13 protein-coding genes are annotated in these 11,436 nt (G+C 40.4%); 12 read left to right on the top strand and 1 reads right to left on the bottom strand.

The genetic code is table 11. The features are described 5' to 3' along the window. Positions 1–15 precede the first annotated feature (15 nt). From ACXAD1_RS15275 to ACXAD1_RS15260, 4 genes are all read left to right on the top strand, one after another. Positions 16–1,029, top strand: coding sequence for a hypothetical protein (locus ACXAD1_RS15275; RefSeq protein WP_474910513.1), 1,014 nt, complete (start codon positions 16–18; stop codon positions 1,027–1,029). Positions 1,030–1,101: 72 nt separating this feature from the next. Further along, entirely contained in the window at positions 1,102–1,788 is a 687-nt protein-coding gene (locus ACXAD1_RS15270; RefSeq protein ID WP_206843528.1) for a response regulator transcription factor, read from the top strand. Continuing rightward, positions 1,772–3,193, top strand: coding sequence for a sensor histidine kinase (locus ACXAD1_RS15265; RefSeq protein ID WP_370221640.1), 1,422 nt, complete (start codon positions 1,772–1,774; stop codon positions 3,191–3,193). Before ACXAD1_RS15270 ends, ACXAD1_RS15265 begins: the two co-directional genes overlap by 17 nt. A 265-nt stretch (positions 3,194–3,458) precedes the next feature. After that, positions 3,459–4,490, top strand: a complete 1,032-nt coding sequence (locus ACXAD1_RS15260) for an STAS domain-containing protein (protein ID WP_474910512.1) — start codon at positions 3,459–3,461, stop codon at positions 4,488–4,490. A gap of 53 nt (positions 4,491–4,543) precedes the next feature. Here the strand turns inward: ACXAD1_RS15260 and ACXAD1_RS15255 are convergent, their stop codons facing one another. Then, positions 4,544–5,176 carry a flavodoxin family protein gene (locus tag ACXAD1_RS15255; RefSeq protein ID WP_211202651.1) on the bottom strand — a complete coding sequence of 211 codons (633 nt, stop codon included), beginning with the start codon at positions 5,174–5,176 and terminating at the stop codon, positions 4,544–4,546. A gap of 130 nt (positions 5,177–5,306) precedes the next feature. On the opposite strand from ACXAD1_RS15255, the gene ACXAD1_RS15250 reads away from it, so the two are divergent. The 8 genes from ACXAD1_RS15250 (at position 5,307) to ACXAD1_RS15215 (ending at position 11,414) form a co-directional block, all read left to right on the top strand. Then, complete coding sequence (locus tag ACXAD1_RS15250) at positions 5,307–5,708, top strand: VOC family protein (protein ID WP_206843537.1); 402 nt, start codon at positions 5,307–5,309, stop codon at positions 5,706–5,708. Positions 5,709–5,986: 278 nt separating this feature from the next. Then, positions 5,987–6,460: a GNAT family N-acetyltransferase gene (locus tag ACXAD1_RS15245; protein ID WP_206843539.1), complete on the top strand. Its 474-nt coding sequence runs from the start codon at positions 5,987–5,989 to the stop codon at positions 6,458–6,460. Between the two features lie 100 nt (positions 6,461–6,560). Next, positions 6,561–7,238: an NAD(P)H-dependent oxidoreductase gene (locus ACXAD1_RS15240; RefSeq protein ID WP_370221637.1), complete on the top strand. Its 678-nt coding sequence runs from the start codon at positions 6,561–6,563 to the stop codon at positions 7,236–7,238. A 111-nt stretch (positions 7,239–7,349) separates the two neighbouring features. Continuing rightward, entirely contained in the window at positions 7,350–8,291 is a 942-nt protein-coding gene (locus ACXAD1_RS15235; protein ID WP_474910511.1) for a hypothetical protein, read from the top strand. A gap of 17 nt (positions 8,292–8,308) precedes the next feature. Then, on the top strand, positions 8,309–9,118 hold the full coding sequence (locus tag ACXAD1_RS15230) for a GNAT family N-acetyltransferase (RefSeq protein WP_474910510.1): 810 nt from the start codon (positions 8,309–8,311) through the stop codon (positions 9,116–9,118). A gap of 27 nt (positions 9,119–9,145) precedes the next feature. Beyond that, positions 9,146–9,589 carry a GNAT family N-acetyltransferase gene (locus ACXAD1_RS15225; protein ID WP_370222428.1) on the top strand — a complete coding sequence of 148 codons (444 nt, stop codon included), beginning with the start codon at positions 9,146–9,148 and terminating at the stop codon, positions 9,587–9,589. 180 nt (positions 9,590–9,769) lie between these two features. Beyond that, positions 9,770–10,726, top strand: a complete 957-nt coding sequence (corA, locus tag ACXAD1_RS15220; protein WP_206843572.1) for a magnesium/cobalt transporter CorA — start codon at positions 9,770–9,772, stop codon at positions 10,724–10,726. Between the two features lie 160 nt (positions 10,727–10,886). Then, positions 10,887–11,414 carry a GNAT family N-acetyltransferase gene (locus ACXAD1_RS15215; RefSeq protein ID WP_206843575.1) on the top strand — a complete coding sequence of 176 codons (528 nt, stop codon included), beginning with the start codon at positions 10,887–10,889 and terminating at the stop codon, positions 11,412–11,414. Positions 11,415–11,436 lie beyond the last annotated feature (22 nt).

Genomic DNA, 11,436 nt, shown 5'->3' with positions numbered 1-11,436 from the left:
TCAGGAGGTATAGTAATGAAAAAAACAATCATTGGTTTTAGCCTTGCCGGTTTATTACTGGCAGGGGGGTATGCAACAACATCTTTTGCCGCAGATACAGATACTTCTGCAGAAAAAGGCGGGTTAAGCTGGAAATTTAAAAGCAAGGGGCCTGGCCATCAAGGCAGGGGGGGTACTAATGACTCTGAATCTATCCTTCAAAGGGCTGAAGAGCTCGATATTAAAACAGAAGGAAAAGATGCTGAAACATTAATTGGGGAAATCAGGGAAGCAGAAATTCTGAAAGAAGCGAAGGAGCTTGGGATTAAAACAGAGGGGAAAGACACTGAAGACCTTAAGGAAGAAGTATTGCTTACTAAGCTGAAAAAGGAAGCAGCAGAATTGGGCATCAAGACAGAAGGAAAAAATGCAGAAGCTCTCCATGAAGAAATCGGTACAGCAAAGCTGAAAGAGAAGGCAAAAGAACTGGGAGTATCGACTGAAGACAAAGATTTGGAGACTCTAAAGAAGGATATACAGACTGCTTCCTTAAAAAAGCAGGCAAAGGAGTTTGGAATTTCTGCTGATGGAAAAGATTTGCAGACCTTATCTGAAGAGATATTTACAGCATCAGTAAAAAAAGAGGCTGAAAAGCTGGGAATCTCCATAGAAGGCAAAGATATCAGGGAAGCTGCACAAGAGGTCTTTTCCGTGAAGGTCAAGAAAGAAGCGAAGGAACTGGGCATATCTATAGATGGGAAATTCATTCAGCAAATCGCCAAAGAGGTTAGGGAGAAAAAAGTGGCAGACCTCGCTAAGGACTTGGGTATTCCCACCAATGACAAATCAACAGCAGACCTAATAGAGGAAATAGAAGAAAAAGACAGTGCTAAATTACAGGACGTTCTTGGAGAAACATTTATGGGGATCAAAGGATTTGGCAAAAAGGAAATGAGAGGCAGTTATGGGCATGGCAAAGATGGCAGCATGAAACAGCGGGTATCTAAAGAAGATCTTACTGATACAAGTACAGATTCAGGCTCTTTGTAATAAGTTTTAAAAATCCCCGTGTACAAATTCGGGGATTTTTCTGTATAGTTAATTTATTGGAGGAAGGTAAAAATGAAAAAAATCCTTGTAGCAGAAGATGAATTAGCTATTTCCAAGGTTTTAAGCGCCTATTTGCAGCGGGAAGGATTTGAAGTTCTAACAGCATATGACGGCACCAATGCCCTTGAGCAATTTTTCAATCACTCACCTCAGCTTGTGATCCTGGATATTATGATGCCTGGCATGGATGGCTGGGGTGTACTCGAAAAAATACGTGAAAAAAGCGCATGTCCTGTCATCATGCTTACAGCGCTGGGGGATATCGATTACAAGTTGAAGGGTTTGAATACAGGTGCAGATGATTATATTTCAAAGCCATTTATTGGGGATGAGGTTGTTGCACGTGTGAATGCCGTTTTACGGCGATCAGCAAATATGTACACGGATGATCAAATAAAGCAATATGGAAGCTTAACGATAAATTTTGATGCGCATACCATTTTCCTGAATGGCAAGGAAGTAAGTTTGACTCCGCGGGATTTATCTTTGCTGCTGTTTTTGGCTGAAAGGCCAAACAGAACTTTCACCAGGGATCAGTTGATTGAACATGTCTGGGGAATGGATTATGACGGAAGCGACCGTGCTGTCGATTTGGCCGTAAAAAGGATACGGCAGGCATTAACGGACTGGCCGGAAACAGAAGGTGAAATAAGGACGCTCAGAGGAATGGGGTACCAATTCCATGTTTATGAAAAGTAACAAAAGAACAACACTGCTCCGCTATTGGACAACCCGCTATCTTTTTACACTTGTCATCGGACTTATCATACTGGCAGCGGGATCTATGTGGTGGATCAGGCAGACAACCCTTGAAAACCGGCTGAATTTGCTGCAGTATGTTGCTGATGAAACAGCGGGGCGTGTCGTACAGCAGGACGGCGGCATTGAATTCGATCCTTTTTTTAACAGAATGCTTGAGGAAAGAGCGAAGCTCCTGGAATTTAAATTTGATCCCCAGGTTTTTATAAGTGATTTAAATGGACAAATTTTATATAAGAAAACTGGACGTATGCAGAGGAATAACCAGGCTGGTCCTAATCTCGGTACTTTGCCTGCAGATTTGCTTGAGAACCAGAAGAATGTCCAAAAACTGGATACACAGGATGGGCAGGCCGTGTATGCGGTCAAGTCGGTAATATCATTCGACAATAACCAGGTTGGATGGGTCGTGGTGGTCCAAAGCGCAGATGATTTGACGAACGTAAATCAGGAATATTCCCTGTTATTTATCATGCTCACAGGATTGGGATTGCTTGGATGGAGCGTCATTTATTTTCTTTCGAGGAAAATTTCGCGGCCTATTCAGGAAGTAGCTCAGGCTGCCTCGAAAGTCAGCGAAGGAGACTATAAAATCGACCTGAAAGCCAGGGCCAATGAGGAAGAGATTCATAATTTAATCATATCGTTTAAAGAAATGACAGAGCGGCTAATGCACCTAGAAAAACTAAGGGCAGAATTGCTGGCTGGGGTCACACACGATTTGAAAACACCTGTCACATCTATAAGCGGCCTAATTCAGGCAGTGCGTGACGATGTTGTAAGCGGTGAAGAAAAAGAGGAATTTCTTGATATTTCCTTAAAAGAAGTAAGCCGTTTGCAGAAAATGATTGAGGATTTACTCGATTTTAATTCATTATCGGCTGGTGCCTTTTCAATCAGGCCTGAAATCTGTGATATGAATAAGCTCTTGAATGATATTGTGAGGCAATGGGCTTTATCACAGAAAGGCCATTTTCACTATAGTGTGAAAGTGCCCGCTGAAACCATTTGCAGATCAACAGACCCGTACCGTCTTCAGCAGGTTATGATTAATTTATTGAATAATGCTTATCATGCCATTGATGAAGATGGCAGCATTACTGTTATTTTAACTGAAAGATTTATTGAGGTTCATGATAACGGATCAGGAATAGCCGCAGAGGAGCAGCCTTATATTTTTGAGCGTTTTTACAGGGGGGAACAGAAGAAGCTGAAAGTTAGAGGGCTTGGCTTGGGGCTTCCTTTCAGCAAACTGCTGGCTAATGCTCTGAACGCAAATTTATTTTTAAAAGAAAGTTCGGCAAAAGGCAGTACATTTACGATTAAGTGGGAAGAAGAAGGGTAGGTATAAGCGGGGAAGACTTGCTTGCCTATCCTTTTTTGGAGGTGAATAAAAACTTTGCATGATGAGATGCGGAAGGTTGAATGGATTTTGGGCTCGCAGGCGGCAAATTTCAGCAGCTATTTTTCATGGCCTTTTTTCATATTTAATAAGAATTTAACGGCAGCATATACATTTTTGACTCCGAAATAATCTGGAGGGTAGAATAATAATGTTCTTTAAATAGATGACTAGACAGTAATGAATGTTTTAAATGAGGGGGCATTCGATGGAGACTAACTCTTCCAAGTATGAAATAAATGTAAATGGATCTTTATTCGATTGGGATTTGGATGATGCAACTTTTAGATTTGAGAATGACGAAGTAGTGGTATTTTGGGTTAACACAGCTTTCAAGACACTGCTGGACTCCATTGAAGAAATCTCTGGTGAAAAGTCGGCCGAGCTTGTGATGGAAACAGCTGGATACCGTACAGGGAAAATTGTCAGCAAATTTTATTTGGAATCGAATAAAGAAAAAGAAGACATTATCAATCATCTGCCCAATATTTATCTAACTGCCGGATGGGGAAAAACAGACATTGTTTCCTTCTGTCTTGAAGAAAAGAAAGCCATTGTACGTGTAAACAGCGGCTGGGAATATAAGATTAATATGGCTCAAAAGAAAAAAACAGAAGGTGCTTTTTTGCCTGGACATTGGGCAGGGGTGTTAAGCGGCCTGTTTGAAACAAATATGTGGTATAAGGTGAGACATAGCCAGGTCCAGGGGGATCCGTATTCCGAATATGAATTTTTTATATCCGAAATTACACCTTCCCAGAATATCAGTTCAATGATAAAGGCGCGGACTCAAAGCGCCCAGAAAGAGCTGGAAAAGGAAATTACTGAGCAGACCAGAGTATTATCTGAAATCATTAAAGAGATTTCTTCTCCTATTATACCTGTGATCGACTCCATTTTGGTCATCCCTTTGGTTGGAAGATATGAAGAGCTGCGGGCAGAGGAATTGCTGAACAGAACATTACTGAATCTTCCCAGATATAAAGCTGAGTATTTAATACTGGACTTAACTGCATTAAAGGGTGTAGATCAATATACTCTGGATTTCCTTAAGAAATTTGTCAGGGCTGCTTCCCTTTTGGGCAGCAGCTGCATATTCGTCGGGATTTCACCGGATCTCAGCCTCCAAATAATCGAGAGCGGTAATAAGCAAACACAAATTCCATGTTTTTCTATTCTGCAGCAGGGTATCAACTACGCATTAGATCAATTGGGAATGGAGATTTCTCCTAAAAAATAAAGAGTAAAAACCAGCATTTAGGGCCAATGCTGGTTTTTTACTTCTTATTAATGTTACTGGCCTTTGACGATATTTCCTTCCGCAGGTATAGGATGAGCTTTTAACATTCTGGCAAAATGGATTAAATTGTAGGCCATTATTTTGGCATGCTGTCTTGTAAAGTCATTTTCATAGCCCTTAGCTTCAATGAAGGATGGGCCGGGACCAGCCTCTCCAACCCAATAGGTGTCAACGTTTGGCGGTATGGTGAATCCCATATGGGAGAGTGAATATAGCACAGAACGGGAAACTTGTTTGGCCCCATCTTCATTGCCAGTCACCACAACGCCGCCAACCTTGTTGTAATAAATATACTGGCCTTTTTCATTGGTCAGACTGCTTCCCCCATATAATCTTTCGATAACTTGAGTGGTGATGCTGCTCTGCTCGCCAAGCCATATGGGAGAACCAAGGATAAGGATATCTGCCTCTTCCACCTTCTTAAAAATATCCGGCCATTCATCCTCCTGATCCACAGCTTCAGAAGTAATGCCGTAACCAATCTTAAAGTCTGCAGCTGTAATAACCTCTGTTTCCACTTCCGTTTCATCAAAAAATTTAATAACCTCATCTATAAGTGCACCGGTATTGGAGGGTTCACTGCTCTTTTTTAGCGTACAGTTTAACACCAAAGCATTAATTGGCATGTTTAATCAACTCCCTTTCTATTATCCAATACTCTTAATTCCCTTTACTTTCATTCAAAAACAATAAAATAAAGGAAATGTGATGATTTTAACGAATTACATAATTTGGCATGAGATTGGAGGGGCTGAAATGATCTATGAAATGACGGTTCAATTCCGGGTTCTGGATATGAAAAAGGGTCTGTGGTGGTATGAAACTCTGTTTAATAAAAAGCCTGATTGCATTCCGCATGAAGGATTTGCAGAGTGGGAACTCATTACAGGGTGCTGGCTTCAGATAGCTGAGGGTACCCCCAGTATAGGAAGCGGTCCAATTAGGCTGGGCGTGCCGGATCTTGAACAGGAACGTGAAAGACTAATTACAGAATTAAAAATAACACCATTTGATATCCATACAAGGAAAGAAGTCCCTGTTAAGTGGGCTACATTTTCGGATCCATGGGGAAATAGAATTGGATATTTTGAATATATCGATAAGCATGAAAAGGAAAATCAAATAATAAAAGCAATTAAAAATACACTGGGGAGATGACTGCTATGGATCATCATTTTATAGAGAGAGAGGAAGGCTTTACCCTTCATTATCTGGAATGGATACCTGCATTCTAGAATGACAGCCTTCCAGTAATATGCATTCATGGGAACCTTTCAAATGGAAGAATGTTCAGGTGGATAGGAGAAAAACTTTCTCAAGGAAGAGGGGAATACAAAGACGTGATTTAAGAGGACATTCCGTTTTTGATCCAAAAAAACAAACAGAAAGTATTTTCGAAGATTATTTTGCCAGCTTGACATAAAAAGGAGGACGTAATGAAGATTCGAAGTATTGGCCATTCAGAGCCCCCTCCTATGAATCTGCTATTATTGGCAGATCCTTCAATTGAATTTATTGAGGATTATCTAAATCGAGGGAAAACATATATTGCAGAACTTAACGGAGCAGCAGTCGGCGTTTATATCCTTCTTGCTACAAGGCCAGGAACCTGTGAGATTGTTAATATTGCCGTTAGTGAAAAATACCAGGGAGAGGGCATCGGCAGAAAGCTTCTTCAGCATGCAATTGAGCATGCTTTTCAAGGTGGAAATAAGACCCTTGAAATTGGTACGGGGAATTCCAGTATTGTACAGCTGGCTCTTTACCAAAAATGCGGTTTTAGAATCACTGGGGTCGATAGAGATTTTTTTGTGCGGCATTACAAAGAAGATATCCATGAAAATGGAATTCATTGCCGGGACATGATCAGACTGTCTATGGATTTACAAAGACAGTCCCCAAATGACTAGGAACGATGGTGAAAAGGGCAGACTAAAAGCTGATTTCATGAATGTTATGCTGTAATGTGTTACGTTAAAATTAGAACAGTCAGAAAAGGAGTGTTTGGGTTTGCGTGAAAAGGAAACTTTAAAGGAAGACATTCTGAATGCCTATCAATTCAGGCATGCGACAAAGGAGTTTGACCCAAATAAAGAAATCCCCGTAGAAGATTTTCAATTTATATTGGAGACAGGCCGTCTGTCACCAAGTTCATTTGGTTTTGAACCGTGGCGTTTTGTGGTTGTTCAGAACCAGGAGCTCCGTGAGAAAATTAAGAATGCCTCCTGGGGAGCATTCGGTAAACTGCCTGAAGCAAGCCACTTTGTTTTAGTTCTGGCAAGAACGAAAAAAGATACTAAATATGATTCCCAGTATTTGCAGGATCACTTTAGAAATACCCTGGGTATGCCGGAAGAAATGATGGAAAAATATTTACAGCGGATTGAGGAATTCCAGAAGTCTGATTTTGATCTTCTGGAAGGAGACCGCCCTCTTTTTGATTGGGCCTGCAAGCAAAGCTACATCGCACTTGGGAATATGATGACCGCTGCTGCGCAAATTGGCATAGATTCCTGCCCTATTGAAGGCTTTGACATTGAAAAAATGAATAAGCTGCTTGGCGAGGAAGGTTTGCTTGAAGAAGGAAGCTTCGGTCTGTCAGTAATGTGTGCATTTGGGTACAGGGTGAAAGACCCAAGGCCGAAAACACGCAGACCATTCGATGATATTGTAAAGTGGATTGATTAGGAAAAGAGCTTTGACTCTTTTCCTTTTTTATTGTTTAAAAAAGGAAATTGAAATTCCAGCTAGAAAACTAATAAGTAATCAAACGCTCCTAATTAAGAAAGGAAATTATTTATGAAGATAACAAAAGAAAGATTTGAGAATACAGGCAGATGGATAAAAAGGAATGCAAGGCCTCTTGAATCTGCTTTATGGTCATACCATTTTGAGGATCGTAATGATGAAGGGGTAATAAAATGTATTGAAGCTTTTCAGAATGAAGATGGAGGATTCGGCCATGGCATTGAACCTGATTTCTGGTCACCTTACTCGTCACCGATGGCTTCCTGGACGGCCGGACAAATTTTGATGGAAATTGGAGCAAAACCCGGGTTAAATGTTGTACAAAAACTAGTGAATTATTTGGAACACAGCTATATGCATGAGAAGAAAATTTGGCCATCAGTGATGCCTTCAAACAACGACTACCCCCATGCTCCTTGGTGGCATTGGACCGAGGGTGTTCAGGAAACTTGGTCTTATAATCCAAGTGCAGAGCTTGCCGGGTTCTTATTGCATTGGTCACTGCCTGGAAGCAGTGCTGCTGAAATAGGATGGGAAACCGTAAAGAATGCAGTTGCATATTTAATGGAAGCTGATGAGATGGATAGACATGAACTCAATAACTTTCAGCAGTTGATAAAGTTAATGTCTAAGCAGGAACCTGAATTTGATTCCCGAATTAATTACTCTCTCAAGCATACGACTGAAAAAGTGAATACTCTTGCATACAAAGCTGCCGGGAAGAACAAAGGAGATTGGGGATTAGGCTATACAGCCACTCCATTGGATTTTGCTGAGCATCCTGAAGATTCTCTTTCTATGAAATTTGGAAACTTAATTGATGATAATCTTGATTCCTATATTGAGCAGATCTCAAATGAAGGAACATGGGATATTTCCTGGAGCTGGGGACAATTTGATAATGAATTCCAAATCGCACGCAATTATTGGAAAGGAATACTTGCAGTTAAGCGATATAAAATATTGCATTCTTTTGGAAGGCTTGACGTTTAATAAATGAGGTGCAAATTATGAATCTAGTGATGAAAAGTGACTTAGCTGACAGGCTGGATCAGGCAGAGACCAGTGTGCTGCACTCCAGGTTGACAGCTATTCAAAATCGGGATGGAAACCCAATGGGTGTGGAGATTAAAAGAATTGGCCAGACAACCGTTTTTTTTGCCAGGAATATTCCGGGTCCAACCTTCAATCTCGTAAAGGGGTTTAAGGAAGCCGATGCCGAAGTTCTGGATCAAATAGTTGATTTCTACCAGGGAAAAGGGATTCCCATTCGATTGGAGATCACACCGTCAAACGGATCATCAGATTTACTGAAGATGCTTCATCAAAAAGGATTTTATCAATGTGCTTTCCATACCACTTTGTTTGCGGAGCCTTCAGATCTTAAGGACCTTCCCATTCATGCTGGTATTGATATACGCAGGATGCAAAGAACTGATTTTGATCTTTTCGGCGAGGTTTATACAAAGGGATTTGGCATGCCTGGATTCCTCAGCCAGGGGATAGCTGAAAATAATGAGGTGCTTTATGGCAATAAGAACTGGGTCTTTTACCTCGCTTTTGCAGATAACCAACCAGCTGGAATAGGTGTCATTTTTATGGAGGAAGGGATAGCAAATCTTGCGGCTGCAGCTGTTTTGCCTTCTTTTAGAAACATGGGAGTCCACAGCGCGCTTATTCAAGCCCGAATATACCAAGCGATAACAAATAATGCTGAACTGGTGACAGGTCAGGCGAGGTTTGGTTCGGCAAGCCAGAATAATATGGAAAAAGCAGGTTTGAAAATTGGATATACAAAAGCAATTTGGATAAGGGAATAAAACCGCATGAAGGCAGGAAGGTGAAAAATGGAGCATAAAATACATACCAGGAAAGCCGCTATCAAGGATATTCCACGCCTTGCCCGTTTAATGGAGGACTTGGGTTATCCTGTATCGCAGGAGCAAATGGAAACAAGGCTTAAAAACATCGGCTCACATCCTGATTACTGTACATTAGTGGCATGTCTAAAAGATAAGGTTATTGGCATGGTTGGATTCCACACCGGTCTTTTATACAATACTGACGGCATTCATATCAGGGTTATTTCTTTAGTAACTGATAAAAATTACAGAGGGATTGGCGCAGGCAAGCAGTTGATGATGGCTGTGGAAAATTTTGCAGAACAATTGGGGGCTGCCGGAATCGTCCTAAATAGCGGAAACAGGACTGAGCGCGAAGCCGCTCATCATTTTTACTTAAGTTTAGGCTATCAGGCAATGAGTACTGGATTTGTGAAGACTCTTCATTAAATATAAAAAAAAGATGAAATGATCGCATGGTAATAGTAAATGTAGCAAAGCATTTTCCTGTTTAACAGAGCAAGTTAAAGAGGTAAATAATAAATATACCATTGGAAGAGTCCTTATTAGGATATCATTATCAAAAGTGGAAAAAATACGTTTACAGATTGGAAAGACCAGGTGACAATCATGATTAGAATACAAGCTGTTAATAAGAAAAATGAACTGGAGAAAAATATAACACTTGAGAGGCTGAAAGCAGAGTGGGAAGGCTATAAGTGGTTTTGGGTTGATTTTGATCAGCCAACCGAGGAGGAAACAGCTGAACTAGACAAGACCTTTCACTTTCATCCCCTGGCAATAGAGGATTGTGTTGTCAAACTCCAGCGCCCCAAAATGGATTATTATGAAGACTATAGCTTTTTTGTCACACATAGCTTAAATCATATTAACGAAGATAAGCAGGAAATCAACTTTTTCATCGGTTCAAATTACATTGTATCGTACCACCATGAACTTTCCAAAGAAATGAATGATGTTTGGGAAAGGCTAAGCCTGAGTAAGAAAATCAACAAATGGGACCCCTATCTGGTCATGTATCATATCATTGATAAAATAGTGGATAATTACTTTCCCATCGTTTATCAGCTTGAAGATCGTTTGAGTCTCATTGAAGATAATCCAAATGATGAAACAATGGAAGAATTATTGGAGAAATTATTTGATATCCGTCATCATTTATTGCAGATAAGGTATACAGTCATTCCGATGCGGGATTTAATATACCGTGTAATTAATTCCCATAGGCTTAAAGGCGTAAAGGAAAGATACGAATACTTTGCAGATATTCATGACCACTTATTGAAATTGACTGAAATGATTGATGGAAACAGGGAATTGACGACCGATATCCGTGACAGTTATTTATCAATCAACTCCCATCAGACAAACAGGGTGATGAGAGTCCTTACGGTTATAACTACCATATTCATGCCATTAACCTTCATAGCGGGCATTTACGGTATGAATTTTGAAAACATGCCGGAATTAACATGGAAATATGGATACTTTGAAACGCTGTTTTTAATGTTTATTATTGCCTTAGGCATGTTTTGGTGGTTTAAGAAAAAGGGCTGGTTTCGATAAGTGGATAATGAAAGCTTTGCCTGAATTTTTTGGCAGAGCTTTTTTATTGGAGTTTTGTTTTGAGGCAGGGAGGAGAACTTTTTACTTATATGGAATGTTAATGTATTGGATTCGCTATAAGCGGAATTGTCTGATAAAACAAAGAAACGGGTGAACGGGAATGGATATTTTCGAGGTAAAATCCATTGAAGGACATAAAAATGAGCTGTCCAAACTATTAATTGAGGTGGTAAATGATGGGGCGTCAATAGGGTTTCTGCCCCCGCTTGATCATGTTGAGGCAGAGGAGTACTGGGGGAATTTGTTAAAAAGCGATGATGTGGTTTTATTTATAGCTGTAATGGATGGGAAAGCTGCCGGAACAATCCAGCTCCATTTATGCCAGAAAGAAAATGGAAGCCATCGTGCGGAGATTGCAAAATTAATGACTGATCCCTCCATCCGCAGAAAGGGTCTGGGACGCATGCTATTAAAAGCGGCAGAAGATAAAGCGAAACAGGAGGGCCGAAGCCTGCTTGTGCTTGATACAAGAGAAGGTGATGTTTCCAATATCCTTTATCAATCAGCAGGATATGTTAAAGCAGGCATCATACCAGGCTTCGCACAGTCTGAAAAAGGCGATCTGGAGGCAACAGTGATTTACTATAAAAATCTAAACCTGACTTATGACACAAAAACTTCAAGTTAATAGAAGGCTGCTCTTAATTTTT

It is taken from the genome of Cytobacillus sp. ABV4_503 (assembly GCF_056158445.1).
Note: the sequence above shows the minus strand (reverse complement) of the source record. Positions and strands in the feature narration are given on the sequence as shown.

Coding starts and splice junctions, on each gene's coding strand:
- ACXAD1_RS15275 (WP_474910513.1), top strand. CDS start 16: ATGAAAAAAACAATCATTGGTTTTAGCCTTGCCGGTTTATTACTGGCA.
- ACXAD1_RS15270 (WP_206843528.1), top strand. CDS start 1,102: ATGAAAAAAATCCTTGTAGCAGAAGATGAATTAGCTATTTCCAAGGTT.
- ACXAD1_RS15265 (WP_370221640.1), top strand. CDS start 1,772: ATGTTTATGAAAAGTAACAAAAGAACAACACTGCTCCGCTATTGGACA.
- ACXAD1_RS15260 (WP_474910512.1), top strand. CDS start 3,459: ATGGAGACTAACTCTTCCAAGTATGAAATAAATGTAAATGGATCTTTA.
- ACXAD1_RS15255 (WP_211202651.1), bottom strand. CDS start 5,176: ATGCCAATTAATGCTTTGGTGTTAAACTGTACGCTAAAAAAGAGCAGT.
- ACXAD1_RS15250 (WP_206843537.1), top strand. CDS start 5,307: ATGATCTATGAAATGACGGTTCAATTCCGGGTTCTGGATATGAAAAAG.
- ACXAD1_RS15245 (WP_206843539.1), top strand. CDS start 5,987: ATGAAGATTCGAAGTATTGGCCATTCAGAGCCCCCTCCTATGAATCTG.
- ACXAD1_RS15235 (WP_474910511.1), top strand. CDS start 7,350: ATGAAGATAACAAAAGAAAGATTTGAGAATACAGGCAGATGGATAAAA.
- ACXAD1_RS15230 (WP_474910510.1), top strand. CDS start 8,309: ATGAATCTAGTGATGAAAAGTGACTTAGCTGACAGGCTGGATCAGGCA.
- ACXAD1_RS15225 (WP_370222428.1), top strand. CDS start 9,146: ATGGAGCATAAAATACATACCAGGAAAGCCGCTATCAAGGATATTCCA.
- corA (WP_206843572.1), top strand. CDS start 9,770: ATGATTAGAATACAAGCTGTTAATAAGAAAAATGAACTGGAGAAAAAT.
- ACXAD1_RS15215 (WP_206843575.1), top strand. CDS start 10,887: ATGGATATTTTCGAGGTAAAATCCATTGAAGGACATAAAAATGAGCTG.